The organism is Trinickia sp. (assembly GCF_057351765.1).
Genome location: NZ_JBMRBK010000041.1, coordinates 84,811 through 98,571, shown reverse-complemented (window position 1 = coordinate 98,571; position 13,761 = coordinate 84,811). Strand labels below are relative to the sequence as shown.

Sequence of the window (13,761 nt, the reverse complement as noted above, 5' to 3'; positions counted from 1 at the left end):
GATGCCCGTTAACATGTATTTCGAATACATCTTTCAGCCACTGCAAACGGATCGACCCGCAGGCAATGGCATCCCTGCACTTCACCCTCCAGGAGAGAGGATATGCAATCGACACGACGCTTATGGAGATGGTTGGGCCTGGTCTGCCTGCTATCGTTCGCCGCCTTGCTTTGGCTCGGAAAAGAGATCTATCTGGCCGCCCCGCCGATTCCGAGCGCGGTTGTCGATCAGAGCGGTCAAGTGCTGTTCACCGGCGATCAAATCAAGCGCGGCCAGCAAGTATGGCTCGCGGCCGGAGGACAGCAACTCGGCACCGTCTGGGGCCACGGCAGCTACGTGGCGCCCGACTGGTCGGCCGACTGGCTCCATCGCGAAGCGCTGCAGTTGCGCGAGAACTGGGCTAAGCTGCAGTTCGAGCAACCCTATGCCGCGCTGACGGACGATCGGCAGGGAACGCTCGACGCACGCCTGAAGCGCGAAATGCGCGCGAATCGCTACGACGCTTCGACGGGCCGCCTCACGCTGAGCAACGAGCGCGCGAGCGCCGTGCGCGACGTCGCGGCGCACTACGAAGCGTTGTTCGGCGACGACCCGTCGCTCGATGCGCTACGCGATCAATACGCGATGAATGCCGCTTCCGTCAGACGTGCCGACGATCGGGCGGCGCTTGCCTCGTTCTTCTTCTGGTCGGCCTGGTCGGCCACCACCGATCGCCCCGGACAAACGGGAATCACCTACACGAACAATTGGCCACACGAGCCGCTCGTCGACAACAACCCGACCGTTGCCAACGGCATGTGGTCCGTCGCCAGTGTGATCCTGCTGCTCGCGGGCATCGCCGGCATGATCTGGTACCACTCGGCACATAACGAAGGCGAAGCGTCTTTGGCGGCCCCCGCCAAGGATCCGCTCTTCAACGTCAAACCCACGCCGTCGATGAAGGCAACGAAGAAATACTTCTATGTCGTCATCGGCTTGCTGTTGACGCAAGTCGGCATGGGCGCGATCACCGCCCACTATGCGGTGGAAGGCCACAGCTTCTTCGGGCTGCCGCTTGCAAACGTATTGCCATGGGTCGCGAGCCGCACCATCCATACACAGTTCGGCGTGCTTTGGATCGCCACCGCCTGGCTTGCAACGGGCTTATACATCTCTCCGCTGCTCTCAGGGCACGAACCGAAGCTGCAAAAGCTCGGCGTCGACGTGCTGTTTTACGCGCTGCTCGTGATCGTAGTGGGGTCGACCGTCTGCGGCTGGCTCGGCACGCTACAGCATCGCGGCACCGATTACAGCTTCTGGATCGGCAATCAGGGGCTCGCCTACACGAGCATGGGCCGCGTCTGGCAGATCCTGCTGTTCGTCGGCCTGCTGTTCTGGCTCGTGCTGATGGGACGTGCATTGATGCCCGCGCTGAAGAACCGCGAAACGAACGGGCGCGGACTCATCGGCATGGTGTTCCTGTCGGCGGCTTGCATCGGTGCCTTTTATTCGACTTCGCTCGCCTGGGGCCAACACACGCATTACTCGATGATCGAGTACTGGAGATGGTGGCTCGTGCACCTGTGGGTCGAAGGCTTCTTCGAAGTGTTCGCAACCGCCGTCATCGCGCTGATCTTCTCCAGACTGGGCCTCATCCGCATCGAAACGGCCAACCGCGCCATCGTGCTCGAGACGATCGTATTCCTGTTCGGCGGCATTCTGGGCACCTTGCACCACCTGTACTTCACCGGCGCATCGACGGCCGTCATCGCGGTGGGCTCGGTGTTCTCGGCCTTCGAAGTCGTACCGCTCGCGCTCATCGGCCTCGAAGGGTGGCAAACCTATCGCAAGACGCAGGCCGCACCGTGGGTCCAAACGTACAAGTGGGCGATCCTGTGCTTCGTCGCCGTGGGCGTATGGAACACCGTAGGCGCCGGGCTGCTCGGATTCTCGATCAACCCGCCGATTTCGCTCTACTACGTACAGGGGCTCAACATGACGCCCGCGCACGGCCATGCTGCCCTGTTCGGCGTCTATGGGATGCTGGGTATCGGGCTCATGCTGTTCTGCCTGCGCGGCCTGTCGCCCCGCGAAGCGTGGGACGACACGCTGCTCAAGCCGGCATTCTGGATGCTCAACATCGGCCTGTTCATGATGGTGTTCCTCTCCATCCTGCCCTCGGGCATCTACGAGGCGTGGGCCAGCGTCAGCAAGGGGCTCTGGTATGCGCGCTCACCCGAGATCGTGCACGCACCGATCATGCAGGCGCTCGTGTGGATCCGCGTCCCGGGCGACATCGTCTTCGCTGCCGGCGTGCTCTATTTGGGCTGGTTCGCGCTGCGTCTGCTGCGCCGCGTGCGGCCCGCACATCCGGCCGAGGCAGCCGTCGAACGCGCGGCCCATCGCGTCTGAGACGACGCGGGCACGCGCCCCACGCCCTGACGGCCGGATGCTCGCGTCCGGCCGCCCAACCGTCCCACGCTCAATAAAGCCCCGCGGAGAACGACTATGGAGCCCTTACCGATCCCTACCAGCGCCCCGTCGGCGCGCGAGCAGATTCGCGAGGCGCTGCAGCACGTGATCGATCCGGAGATCGGCGTGAACATCGTCGATCTCGGGCTCGTTTACGACATCGAGCAGCGTACCGAAGGCTGGCGCATCGCGATCACCATGACTTCGCCCGCCTGCCCGATGGGGCAGTCGATTCTCGACGACGTGCACGCGGTCATCGATGCCGCGTTGCAGGTGGGCACGATCGTCGACATCGATCTCGTCTGGGAGCCGCCGTGGCAGCCCGAGATGATGAGCGACGCCGCTCGCGATACGCTAGGTTGGAGCGACGATTGAAGCATATGTCGCCTGCCCGTACAGCCGAAACCGGCGCCCGCGCATCGTGGAGGCGCGCCGCGCAAACGGGCGTGCGGCTCGCGTTCGCAGGCTCCATCGCTGTCGCGTTCGTATGCGGCATTGCAGCCGGTCTCGCTCGCTTCGGCATCGCCCTGCCTCCCCACGCGCTGTCGAGCGCTGCTTGGCACGGTGTGCTCGTCCTGCCCGTCTTCTTCGGCGCAGTCGTCAGTCTCGAGCGCGCGGTCGCGCTCCGGGCAGGCCAGCACCTCTGTGCCCCCGCGTGCGCAGCCGCCGCGGGCCTCGTGCTGCTGGCCGGCGCGCCGCCCGCCTGGGCCCAGGCTCTTCTGGTCATCGCGGCGACGGCCGCGCTTGCGAGCATGGCCGGGTTGCTTCGCCGGCAGCCGGCATTGCATCTTTTCGTGCTCGCGCTCGGCGTGTCGAGTTGGTGGGCAGGCAACGTTATGTGGCTCGCGACTCAGGCACCGCTGCAGGCCGTGCCGAATTGGCTGGCGTTTCTCGTCTTGACGATCGCGGCCGAAAGACTCGAGCTCACGCGCATGCGGCGAACCCCACCGCGCGCGCGGGTGACGTTCGTCGCCATCGCCGTCGTCATCTTCCTCTCAGCCGGTGCCTCGCCGTATGCGCCGGAGCCCGCGTTGCGCGCATTCTCCGCAGCGCTGGTCGCACTGGCACTATGGCTGACCCGCCATGACGTCGCGCGCGTTACCGTGCGTCAGCGCGGACTCACGCGTTTTATTGCCGTCTGTCTGTTGTCGGGCTATGGCTGGCTCGCATTGAGCGGGGTGCTCGGCTTGTTCGGTTCATGGGACGCCGGGCATCCGTGGCACGACGCGGCGCTGCATGCGCTCACGCTCGGCTTCGTCATGTCGATGGCGCTCGGGCACGCACCGATCGTCCTGCCGGCGCTCACACGGCTGCGCGTGCGTTATCGCCCTCTCTTCTATCTGCCGCTCGCTGCGTTGCATGCGGCGCTCGCCCTGCGCATCGGCGGCGCGCTCGCGCAGGCATTTGTGCTACACCGCGCCGGCGCAATCGGCAACGCCGCGGCGCTGGCACTGTTCATCGTCGTCATGTTCTCGTCGATGTCACTTCCACTCAGGAGTCCGCAATGACCAATGCCAATCCCAATACGACCTATGCCTTCGATGTGCGCGGCATTGCGAAGCGCTTGCGCCACGCCGCCATTTTCGGGGCGCTCGAAACGCTCGACCATGGGGAGACCATGCGCTTCATCAACGACCATGATCCTCTGCCGCTGCTGAATCAAATGCAACAGCGGTACGGCGATCAGGTCCACATCGAATACGTGGAGCGCACACCGGAGCGTGTCGTGATCGACTTCGGCATCAGGCTCGCGCCGAACGAAAGCGCGGCGCCCGCGCAAGCGTCGGCTGCCGGATGCGCAGGCGGTGGAACCGGCGCGTGCGGTTGCAGCGGCTAATGGCGAAGGGCAATCGGCCGCGCGCCATGCTCGCGGCCGGCTCATAACTTAACGCAGGTCAAGTAGACGCAAGAATGTAGGCGAGCGGCGTTGACCACGCTATATGTAGTGCATACGATGAGCAACATCACAATATATTGTGCTCATCGAGGCTCACATGGACCACGGACCGATACCCGCTCACCTTCTTCAAGCCGGCCGCCACGCACACGCCGCGCAGGCGCAACGGCATGCCAAACCGCAAGTCGACGTGGCCTCCGCCATCGAGGAGTATCTCGAACGCCGCGATTGGCGCGTCAATGCCAACGCAAATCAAGGCTATTCGCTCGGCGGCCTGATCCTCAACATCTCGGGCAAGCTCGTCGCGAACTACTGGCTGAGCCACGTCTATCCGCCCGCCGTCGGCCAGGCCCATCGCGACGCCGACTTGCACATCCATGACCTCGACATGCTTTCGGGCTATTGCGCGGGTTGGTCGCTGCGCACGCTGCTCACCGAGGGGCTCAACGGGGTGCCCGGCAAGGTGGAAGCGGCACCGCCCAAACACATGTCGAGCGCAGTCGGGCAAATCGTCAACTTTCTGGGCACGCAGCAAAACGAATGGGCCGGCGCCCAAGCGTTCAGCTCGTTCGACACCTACATGGCGCCGTTCGTGCGCAAGGATCGGTTGAGCTACGAGGAAGTGCGCCAATACGTTCAGGAACTCATCTACAACCTGAACGTGCCGTCGCGCTGGGGCACGCAAACGCCGTTCACGAATCTCACGTTCGATTGGGTGTGCCCCGAAGATCTACGCGAGCAAGTGCCGGTCGTCGGCGGGAAGGAAATGGACTTCCGCTACGGCGATCTGCAGGCCGAGATGGACATGATCAATCGTGCCTACATCGAAGTGATGCAAGCGGGCGACGCGAAAGGACGCGTCTTCACGTTTCCGATTCCGACTTACAACATCACGGCCGACTTCGATTGGGACAGTCCGAACGCCACGCGATTGTTCGAGATGACCGCGCGCTACGGCCTGCCGTATTTTCAGAACTTCATCAACTCGGAATTGAAACCGAACATGATCCGGTCGATGTGTTGCCGGCTGCAGCTCGATCTGCGCGAGTTGCTCAAGCGCGGCAACGGCCTGTTCGGCTCGGCCGAGCAGACCGGATCGATCGGCGTCGTGACATTGAACTGCGCGCGGCTCGGCCATCTTTATGCCTGCAACGAAGGTGCGCTCATGGCTCGCGTCGACGCGTTGCTCGAACTCGGCAAGGAGAGTTTGGAAATCAAACGACGCGTGATTCAGCAACTGATGGATAACGGCCTCTTTCCGTACACGAAGCGTTACCTCGGCACGCTGCGCAATCACTTCTCCACGCTCGGGGTCAACGGCATCAACGAGATGATCCGCAACTTCTCGGCCGACGCGCACGATCTGACGACCGACTGGGGACATACCTTCGCTGTCCGCCTGCTCGATCGGGTCCGCGCGAAGATGCTCGCGTTCCAGGAAGAGACCGGGCATATGTACAACCTCGAGGCCACGCCGGCCGAGGGTACGACATACCGCTTCGCCAGGGAAGACCGCAAACGCTATCCCGGCATCCTGCAAGCAGGCACCGCCGACATGCCGTACTACACGAACTCGTCGCAGTTGCCGGTCGGCTTTACCGAAGATCCGTTCGAGGCGCTCGAGCATCAGGACGACTTGCAGCGCAAATACACGGGCGGCACGGTCCTGCATCTTTATATGACGGAGCCGCTGTCGTCGGCCGACGCCTGCCGCGAACTCGTCAAGCGTACGCTGAGCCGCTTCTCGCTCCCGTACATCACCGTCACGCCAACGTTCTCGATTTGCCCCAAGCACGGCTATTTGCCGGGCCGCCACGAGTTCTGTCCCAAATGCGACGAGGCGCTGCTTCATCGCAAATGCAATCGACCCGCAACCCCTGAACCAATGGAGCCTTGAACATGAATCACAATCACGCGACACACGCCGGCCCCGTCGAGCTTCGCGACGAAGAACGCCAACCGTGCGAGATCTGGACGCGCGTCATGGGGTACCACCGGCCCGTTTCTTCGTTCAATACGGGCAAGAAAGGCGAATTCTACGAGCGCACCTATTTCACCGAGGAGGTTTCTCTTGCAACGTAACATCCCGAGCACGCCGGTCGTTTGCGCGGCCGCGTCGCTGCGGCCCATCAAGGTCGGCGGCGTGGCGCCGTTTACTGCCACGGATTTTCCGGGTGCGCTCGCGGCCGTCGTCTTCGTGCAAGGATGCCCATGGCGCTGCGGCTATTGTCACAACACGCATTTGCAACCGCGCACTCGGGCAGGCGCGGTACCCTGGACCGACGTCATGCGCTTGCTGGCGCGCAGGACCGGTCTGATCGATGCTGTCGTATTCAGCGGAGGCGAGCCCACCGCGGACCCGGCGCTTGGCCCTGCGATCGGCGATGTCCGTGCGCTCGGCTTCAAAGTCGGGCTGCACAGCGCGGGCACGCATCCGCGCCGATTCGCGCAGCTGCTGCCTTTGCTCGATTGGGTGGGGCTCGACATCAAGGCGCCATTCACCGACTACGAACGCGTGACGCGCGTGCGCGATAGCGGAACGTCCGCCAGACGCAGCCTCGAAGCATTACTGGCCAGCGATGTCGATTACGAATGCCGCACGACGGCGCACCCGGCGTTGCTGTCGGAGACGGACCTGCTCGTTCTGGCGCGCACGCTTGCGAATCTGGGCGTGAAAAAGTACGCCCTGCAACTTTTTCGAAAGCAGGGTTCGCGCGACGCGCAGCTGAACGCCGTCTCGCTGGCGGGCTATCCGAGCGAAAGCGTACTCGACGAAATGCGCGGACGGTTTCTATCCTTCGACGTCAGACGAGGCTGATGCGCGCTCCCGCAATTCGCGGGCGAGCCCTTCGACTTCGTTCACCACTTCGTCGGCCTGCTGCATATCGAAGTCGGCGTGAAACCGCTTGCGCACGCCGTGCTCGGCCAATTGCACATATTCGTCCGCCGCAAGCTCATGCCGCCCGAGAGAGTGCTTTACGCACGCAAGCGGACATCCGTCTATGGCGATGATGGGCCTGCCCGAGTGCGCGAGCTTCAGTAGCGCCGGCACATCGCCTCCGACACCGGCGATACACGACATCTCGGCCGCACCGCGCCGATCCAGTTGTACGGCTACGTAGTTCGCCATTTGCGCCGCGCTCGAACAGCCCGAGCACGAATAAACGAGCGGTAGCACGCGGCGTTCGCCGCTCGGTGGGAAACGATCATTCGTCATAGTGGAATCGGCAATCCAGCGTCAAGCCGCCTCGTGACAGGAAGAGCAACGTTATCCGCGGGGTCCGCGGGATCGTCGGCAGGGCTGCGCCCCGTCAACATGTACTCGATGAGCTCGCGCGCGGGACGAATCCGACTGCCGAACGGCAGCGGCTCGGAGCCGCGAAAGAAAAGCCCGCGCTTGACGTCGCCGGCGAGCGCATAGGCGAGCCGCTTATCGATGCAAAATTGCCCGTGTTTCGCGATGCCATCGCGCAGGCCGCATTGCTGCAGGCAATCGAAGCCGACCGTACACTTGCGCGGCTTGGCGACGCGCTGCAGCTTCGCTTCCTTTTCCAGGTACTCGGCAAGCCACGGCGTCAGCACGGCACGCGCGGGCAACCCGGCGACGCTCATGAACGTCACGATCTCATCGAGCGGGGCTTCGGCGAGCACTTTCTTGAAGTTCGGATGCGCATCGCCCTCCTTGCTCACCGCGAACGGCGTACCGAGCTGAACGGCTGTCGCGCCGAGCGACACGATCTCGCGCATCTGCTCGTGCGTATGGATGCCGCCCGCGGCAATGAGCGGAATCTTCTCGCGCTCGAGCCCGAGGTCCTTGAACAGCGCGAGCGTGCCTTCGATGACTTCGCGATACGCGAAATGCGGGTTTGTGACGCTGTCGAGTGAGGGCGCGCCAAGATGCCCTGCCGCATACCGCGGGTTTTCGATCACGATGGCATCGGGCAAGCGCTGCTTGCGCATCCATTTCTTCAGCAAGAGCCCGATGCCGCGCGCATCCGACAAGATCGGTATCAGCGCGACATCCGGAAAATCCACCGTAAGCTCGGGCAAATCGAGCGGCAATCCCGCGCCGACGACGACGGCATGGGCTCCGCTTTCGCACGCGCGCCGCACATATTGCGCATACGCCGACACCGCACGCATGACATTGACGGCCACGGCTCCCTCGCCGCGCGCGAGGCGCAGCGCTGAGCGCACTTCTCGATCGAGGGCTTGCAGATTCACGGCATCGATCAGTGCACGGTCGCGCGAGCGCGCAGTCTCGGCCATCAGATCGAGGTGATGACGGCGCAGATCGACGCTGGAGATGGTTCCCATTGCGCCCAGCGAGGCAACGGTACCCGCGAGGCGATGCGCGGACACCCCCACTCCCATTCCCCCCTGGACGATGGGCAACAACGTCTTGCCCTTGATGCGCAGGGGTTCGAACACAGCCTTCGGCACTGACACAGGACGACCTCACGAAAATCGCAGTAACGGCAAGTGTGAGGTGCGTGCGCAGGGCGGACCTTAATCTGGGTCAAGGACCCGTCGGCCTGCGGTGCGGCAATTGATCGCTCCTTGAACACTTGCCTGTGTGCCGGCTATCGGCACGCGATGCGCAAGTCAGGACTTAGTAAGCGCATGCCGCCTGCAGCTTCGCGACATCCGGAATGACGATCTCGCGTCCGTGGACCGTGAGGAGCCCCCGCACTCCCAGTTCGTGGAGAATGCGCGAAAAATGTTCGGGCGTCAGGTTGAGTCTGGACGCCACCATCTTCTTGCCCGCTTCGAGTCGCACGCGCAGCCCCGCTCGTTGCTCGCCGGGTTCGGCCTCGCCTTTTAGCGCAAGCAGGTAGCTGATGAGACGATGCGTGCCCGATCGAAGCGAGTACGCCTCCACGTCGCGCATCAACGCGTGCAGACGTGCGCTCAAGCCCGCGAGCATCTTGCAGGCGAAATCGGGATTACCGCGCAATTCGTCGATGATTGGGGCTTTCGCGACATGCAGCAGCAGCGAATCGCTGATCGCCTGTGCCGACACGAAGTACGGCTTGCCAAGAAACATCAGGGCCTCGCCGAAGCTATCGCCGGGGCCGACGAGCCGCACGACTTTCTCTTCGCCGAGCGGCGAGACCACGCTGAGCTTGATCTGCCCGTAGACCACGGCATGCAAGCCCGAGCACACATCGCCGCAATGAAACGCCATCTCCTTGCGCGCGAGCTGCTGCTGTGTCGTGCCGAGCGCAATCCGATCGAGCTCGTTGCGCGACAGCTCGTTGAAGAGCGGCATTCTCGCCAGGAAATCCTGGACGCGAATCTTTGCTCTTTGCATTCGCATGCTCCATCGACCTAGATCAGTTTCGAATACGAGGCCGCGCCGGGCCGCCCAAGGTATTTGTCGAAGGTCATCGCAATGGCGCGCACGAACAAGCGCCCTTTCGGCAGCACGCGAATCGCGTCGTCGCCCACATCGATGAGCTGGGCCTCGCCGAGCGGGGCGAGCGCGGCGATCTCATCTGCGAAGTAGCGCGCGAATTCGATCCCGTGGCGCGCCTCTATCGCGCGAAACGAGAGCGGCATGCTGCACATCAGCGTCATGATGACGTCGCGACGCAGCAGGTCGTCGGGACTCAGCGTCAGCCCGCGCTCGACGGGCAAACGCTGCGCGTCCAAATGCCCGTAATACGACTTCACCGAGCGCGTCGATTGGCTATAGGCGCGACCGATCTTGCCGATTGCCGAGACGCCGAAGCCGACGAGGTCGCATTCGGCCTTCGTCGTATAGCCCTGGAAATTGCGGTGCAACGTCCCGTCGCGCAACGCGCGGCTCAGTTCGTCGCCGGGCTTCGCGAAGTGATCGAGGCCGACATAGACGTAGCCCGCATCGAGCAGCCGACGAGTCGCGTGCATGAAGATATGTAGCCTGTCTTCGGCAAGCAGGAGCTCGCTCGCGTCGATCAGCCGCTGCGCCTTGAAACGGTTCGGCAGGTGTGCGTAGTTATAAAGCGCGATCCGGTCGGGCGCGAGACGGATGACCTCGTCGAGCGTGCGATCGAAGCTTGCGACGGATTGCCGCGGCAGCCCGTAGATGAGATCGACATTGATCGATTCGAACCCCGCATCGCGGCTCGCCGCCAACGCGCGTTCGACCATGTCGAGCGGCTGGATGCGATTGACGGCATGCTGCACGGCGGGATCGAAATCCTGCACGCCGAAGCTCGTGCGATTGAAACCCAGGGATGCGAGCGACGAAAGCGTGTCTGCCGTGACGGTGCGCGGATCGATTTCGATGCCCATTTCGGCGTCGGGCTCGAAGGCGAAGTGGCGATGCAACGCATCGACGAGGCGCCCCAGCTCCGTCATGCTGAAAAACGTCGGCGTGCCGCCGCCCAGATGCAGTTGCGCAGTAGATCGATTACCGCCGAGCTGCGGCGCAACCATCGCGATCTCGCGTAGCAGGTAGTCGAGGTACTCCGCTGCGCGACCGTGTTCGCGTGTAATGACCTTGTTGCAGGCGCAGAAATAGCACAGCGACTCGCAAAACGGCAGATGGGCATAGATCGATAGCGGCGCGGCGGCGGCCGTGTCGGCGCGCTCGGCCAGATGGCGGCGATACGTCGCCTCGTCGAACCCCGGCACGAAGCGGTCGGCCGTCGGATAAGAGGTATATCGCGGACCGGCGTTGTCGAAACGACGGATCAACGCTTCCGATATTTCGAGGCCGGCGAAGCGGCCGAAGTCCGGCTCGGCAACGCTCGCTGATGCTGCGTGGCTTTGCGCCGAATGAGCTGACATATCCCTTTCCCGTCGAAGTGCATGGCCCGGCGGCAATGCCGACCTTCGACCATTATCGAATCGCCGGTCACGGCAAACTTGATGTATGTCATCAATCTTCGGTTTCTCCCTCGCTCGCGCAACCCAACGTGGGTATGACTTCACGCCCGAATGCCGCCACAAAAGACATACAATGAATCGCCTTTATAGGCTTGGCTATGAGACTGACGGACTTCACCGATTACAGTTTGCGCGTACTGATGTATGCGGCCGTTCGCTCGGACGAGCTTGTCACGATCGCTGAGCTTTCCGAGGTGCTCGGCATTGCACGCGGGCACCTTCGTCAAGAGCGTGCTGGACCAATACACGCTCGCGGACATCGCCGCGGAGCAGGCCAAGCTGTCGCGCGTGCTGGGGTTGGCGGCGCGGGAGCAGCCGCTCGTGCGGCTTGCACGTAAATCGCATGCGTGAGATACGTGCGGCCCGACCGCAGCGGCGCATGGCGCGCGTAGTAGCGCTCGCCCCCCTTGCCAAGGCAGGCCCCCGTTTTACATGCCCGCTTCCCCACCCGAAAACGATGCCGCCCGCCCCGCCAGCGCGGCGACGACCACGACGAGTTCCAGCGGATCGATGGGTTTCGCCAAGTGCGTCTGGAATCCCGCGAGCAACGTTCGCCTGCGGTCCTCGCTGCGTGCGAATGCCGTCAGCGCGGCGGCCGGCGTCACGCGCCCGCGCGGCGCTTCCCACGTCCGCAAGCGGCGAATGAATTCATAGCCGTCCACACCCGGCATGCCGATGTCGCTCACGATCACATCGGGCGGCGCCTCGATACAGGCTTCGAGCGCGTCGAGCGCATGCCCGAACGCGCGCGTCTTGGCGCCGCGCTCCTCGAGCACACGGCACACGAGGTCGCGTGCGTCGGGCTCGTCCTCCACGATGACCACCTGCAAGCCCGCCAGCGCGGGCGGCGTCACATCCGGCAACGGTTCGTCGAGCGGGGTATGAGCAAGCTTGGCGACGCTCGCCGGCAAGCGCACGACAAACGCCGCACCCATGCCTGCGCCATCGCTGCGCGCCTCGATGCGCCCGCCATGCATTTCGACGAGCTGCCGGGCAATCGAGAGTCCGAGCCCGAGCCCCCCGTGCTGCCGCGCGATGCTCGAGTCCTCCTGGCAAAAACGCTCGAACACATGCGGTAGAAACTCGGGCGTGATGCCCTGACCGTTATCGGCCACCGTCAGTTCGACCTCATCGTCGATACGGCGTAGCGCGACCTCGACGCTGCCGCCCTTGCCCGTGAACTTCACCGCATTCGACAGCAGATTCCAGACGATCTGCTGCAGCCTCGCGGGATCGCCAAGCATCGCGGCGTCGGGTTCGAGCGCAGGCACGATGACAATCTCTTTCGCGAGCGCGCCGGGACCGAGCGAGCGAATGACATATTCGACGAGATCGACGAGATCGACGCGCTCGACATCGAGACGCAGCTTGCCGGCGAGAATCCGCGAAAAGTCGAGCAGATCGTCGACCATCCGCGCCTGGGCGCGCGCATTGCGGTCGACCACCTCGAGCCCCTTGCGAACGGATTCGGACGCGCTTGCATCGCGCAGCAGGACCTGCGTCCAACCGATGATCGCATTCAAGGGTGTACGCAATTCGTGCGAGAGCATCGCGACGAATTCGTCCTTCATGCGCGAAACGCGTTCGGCCTCGGCGCGCGCGGCCCGCTCGGAGGCAAGCAGCGCTTCGCGTTCTTCAGCCAGCGCCCGAAAATGGGCCTCGCGCTCCTGCGCGTGTTGCGCCTCGGCCAGCTCGCGCTCGATGCGTCGCTCGCGCAGCACGCGCTCGATCGCCTCCGGCAAGTACTCGAGGTAATGCTCGCTCTTCGGCACGACGTCGGCCACGCCCGAGCGCAGCGCCTCGATGACGCGCGCCTCGTCCGCAAAACCCGTGCAGAGGATCGCCGGCAACGCAAACCCGTTGCGACGCAGCGCGCGCAGAAACTCGAGCCCCGTCTCGCGACCGCCCAACGTGTAATCGACGATGAGCACATCGGGCGTTTCCTGCGTCATCGCCGCGCGCGCGGCGTCGGTCGTGGACGCCTGGCTCACCTGGTAGCCTGCGCGCCCCAGCGCACGCGACGCAAGGCGCAACAGCCCCTCGTCGTCGTCGATGAACAGGACGTGAGCCGTCATCGGCCGCACGCGGGCAGCTTCACCACCTGCAAAAAGAAGCCGAGTCGGCGCACGGCCTCGATGAAGGCGTCGTACTCCACGGGCTTCGTCACGTAGACGTTGCAGCCCAGCTCGTAGCAGCGCTCGATCTCGCGCGGGTCGTCGGTGGTCGTCAGCACGATGACCGGCAGCGACGCCGTACGCTTGTCGGCCTTCAGGCGCCGCAATACCTCGAGGCCGTCGATACGCGGCATCTTCAGATCGAGCAGGATGACCGATGCGGGGGCGGGGTCGCGCAGGAAAGGCGCGTCCTCGCCGAAGAAGAAGTCGAGCGCTTTCTGGCCGTCGGAAAGACGCGTGAAGCCATTCGTGAGACCGGCGCGACGCAGATTGCGCTCGATGAGCGTTGCGTGGCCGTCGTCGTCCTCGATCAGGATGATGTTGACGGACTGGCCGTCTGCGGGTCCGGTATGCATGATATCG

General features: G+C 63.8%; 13 protein-coding genes and 2 pseudogenes. 9 read left to right on the top strand and 6 right to left on the bottom strand.

All coding sequences use genetic code 11. The features are described 5' to 3' along the window. Window positions 1–102 precede the first annotated feature (102 nt). The 7 genes and pseudogenes from ACO1XS_RS11605 to ACO1XS_RS11575 all read left to right on the top strand — a co-directional run bounded on the left by ACO1XS_RS11605 (window position 103) and on the right by ACO1XS_RS11575 (window position 7,166). The gene (locus ACO1XS_RS11605; protein ID WP_486390743.1) at window positions 103–2,391 is read left to right on the top strand and encodes a nitric-oxide reductase large subunit; all 2,289 of its coding nucleotides are present in this window, start codon (window positions 103–105) and stop codon (window positions 2,389–2,391) included. A 96-nt stretch (window positions 2,392–2,487) separates the two neighbouring features. Then, complete coding sequence (locus tag ACO1XS_RS11600; RefSeq protein ID WP_486390742.1) at window positions 2,488–2,826, top strand: metal-sulfur cluster assembly factor; 339 nt, start codon at window positions 2,488–2,490, stop codon at window positions 2,824–2,826. 5 nt (window positions 2,827–2,831) lie between these two features. Next, the gene (locus ACO1XS_RS11595; RefSeq protein ID WP_486390741.1) at window positions 2,832–3,959 is read left to right on the top strand and encodes a hypothetical protein; all 1,128 of its coding nucleotides are present in this window, start codon (window positions 2,832–2,834) and stop codon (window positions 3,957–3,959) included. Then, a pseudogene (locus tag ACO1XS_RS11590) lies at window positions 3,956–4,198 on the top strand (DUF2249 domain-containing protein); the annotation flags it as partial. The gene ACO1XS_RS11595 and the pseudogene ACO1XS_RS11590, both read left to right, overlap by 4 nt. A gap of 247 nt (window positions 4,199–4,445) precedes the next feature. Continuing rightward, the gene (locus ACO1XS_RS11585) at window positions 4,446–6,245 is read left to right on the top strand and encodes a ribonucleoside triphosphate reductase (protein WP_486390740.1); all 1,800 of its coding nucleotides are present in this window, start codon (window positions 4,446–4,448) and stop codon (window positions 6,243–6,245) included. 2 nt (window positions 6,246–6,247) lie between these two features. Continuing rightward, the gene (gene nrdD / locus ACO1XS_RS11580) at window positions 6,248–6,430 is read left to right on the top strand and encodes an anaerobic ribonucleoside-triphosphate reductase (RefSeq protein WP_331574362.1); all 183 of its coding nucleotides are present in this window, start codon (window positions 6,248–6,250) and stop codon (window positions 6,428–6,430) included. A gap of 1 nt (window position 6,431) precedes the next feature. Continuing rightward, window positions 6,432–7,166, top strand: coding sequence for an anaerobic ribonucleoside-triphosphate reductase activating protein (locus ACO1XS_RS11575; protein ID WP_486390769.1), 735 nt, complete (start codon window positions 6,432–6,434; stop codon window positions 7,164–7,166). On the opposite strand, the gene ACO1XS_RS11570 is transcribed toward ACO1XS_RS11575, so the two are convergent. The 4 genes from ACO1XS_RS11570 to hemN all read right to left on the bottom strand — a co-directional run bounded on the left by ACO1XS_RS11570 (window position 7,140) and on the right by hemN (window position 11,125). Further along, window positions 7,140–7,565: a putative zinc-binding protein gene (locus tag ACO1XS_RS11570; RefSeq protein ID WP_331574364.1), complete on the bottom strand. Its 426-nt coding sequence runs from the start codon at window positions 7,563–7,565 to the stop codon at window positions 7,140–7,142. The genes ACO1XS_RS11575 and ACO1XS_RS11570 overlap by 27 nt on opposite strands. After that, window positions 7,562–8,797, bottom strand: coding sequence for an NAD(P)H-dependent flavin oxidoreductase (locus tag ACO1XS_RS11565; RefSeq protein ID WP_331574366.1), 1,236 nt, complete (start codon window positions 8,795–8,797; stop codon window positions 7,562–7,564). The genes ACO1XS_RS11570 and ACO1XS_RS11565 overlap by 4 nt, the downstream gene beginning before the upstream one ends. Before the next feature lie 163 nt (window positions 8,798–8,960). Further along, entirely contained in the window at window positions 8,961–9,662 is a 702-nt protein-coding gene (locus tag ACO1XS_RS11560) for a Crp/Fnr family transcriptional regulator (RefSeq protein WP_331574368.1), read from the bottom strand. Between the two features lie 17 nt (window positions 9,663–9,679). Then, window positions 9,680–11,125, bottom strand: coding sequence for an oxygen-independent coproporphyrinogen III oxidase (hemN, locus tag ACO1XS_RS11555; RefSeq protein WP_486390739.1), 1,446 nt, complete (start codon window positions 11,123–11,125; stop codon window positions 9,680–9,682). A 197-nt stretch (window positions 11,126–11,322) separates the two neighbouring features. On the opposite strand from hemN, the pseudogene ACO1XS_RS11550 reads away from it, so the two are divergent. Further along, a pseudogene (locus ACO1XS_RS11550) lies at window positions 11,323–11,445 on the top strand (Rrf2 family transcriptional regulator); the annotation flags it as partial. Then, window positions 11,393–11,575 carry a hypothetical protein gene (locus ACO1XS_RS11545; protein WP_486390771.1) on the top strand — a complete coding sequence of 61 codons (183 nt, stop codon included), beginning with the start codon at window positions 11,393–11,395 and terminating at the stop codon, window positions 11,573–11,575. The pseudogene ACO1XS_RS11550 and the gene ACO1XS_RS11545, both read left to right, overlap by 53 nt. A 77-nt stretch (window positions 11,576–11,652) precedes the next feature. Here ACO1XS_RS11545 and ACO1XS_RS11540 read toward each other — a convergent pair whose 3' ends face one another. Then, window positions 11,653–13,299: an ATP-binding response regulator gene (locus ACO1XS_RS11540; protein ID WP_331574374.1), complete on the bottom strand. Its 1,647-nt coding sequence runs from the start codon at window positions 13,297–13,299 to the stop codon at window positions 11,653–11,655. Beyond that, window positions 13,296–13,754 (bottom strand): response regulator, encoded by a 459-nt coding sequence (locus ACO1XS_RS11535; protein ID WP_173259556.1) that lies wholly within the window; start codon window positions 13,752–13,754, stop codon window positions 13,296–13,298. Before ACO1XS_RS11535 ends, ACO1XS_RS11540 begins: the two co-directional genes overlap by 4 nt. Between the last annotated feature and the right edge of the window lie 7 nt (window positions 13,755–13,761).

Bases quoted from the DNA above. Each gene is read 5' to 3' on its own strand.
- ACO1XS_RS11585 (WP_486390740.1), top strand. From the start codon at position 4,446: ATGGACCACGGACCGATACCCGCTCACCTTCTTCAAGCCGGCCGCCAC.
- ACO1XS_RS11600 (WP_486390742.1), top strand. From the start codon at position 2,488: ATGGAGCCCTTACCGATCCCTACCAGCGCCCCGTCGGCGCGCGAGCAG.
- nrdD (WP_331574362.1), top strand. From the start codon at position 6,248: ATGAATCACAATCACGCGACACACGCCGGCCCCGTCGAGCTTCGCGAC.
- ACO1XS_RS11535 (WP_173259556.1), bottom strand. From the start codon at position 13,754: ATGCATACCGGACCCGCAGACGGCCAGTCCGTCAACATCATCCTGATC.
- hemN (WP_486390739.1), bottom strand. From the start codon at position 11,125: ATGTCAGCTCATTCGGCGCAAAGCCACGCAGCATCAGCGAGCGTTGCC.
- ACO1XS_RS11540 (WP_331574374.1), bottom strand. From the start codon at position 13,299: ATGACGGCTCACGTCCTGTTCATCGACGACGACGAGGGGCTGTTGCGC.
- ACO1XS_RS11570 (WP_331574364.1), bottom strand. From the start codon at position 7,565: ATGACGAATGATCGTTTCCCACCGAGCGGCGAACGCCGCGTGCTACCG.
- ACO1XS_RS11605 (WP_486390743.1), top strand. From the start codon at position 103: ATGCAATCGACACGACGCTTATGGAGATGGTTGGGCCTGGTCTGCCTG.
- ACO1XS_RS11560 (WP_331574368.1), bottom strand. From the start codon at position 9,662: ATGCAAAGAGCAAAGATTCGCGTCCAGGATTTCCTGGCGAGAATGCCG.
- ACO1XS_RS11595 (WP_486390741.1), top strand. From the start codon at position 2,832: ATGTCGCCTGCCCGTACAGCCGAAACCGGCGCCCGCGCATCGTGGAGG.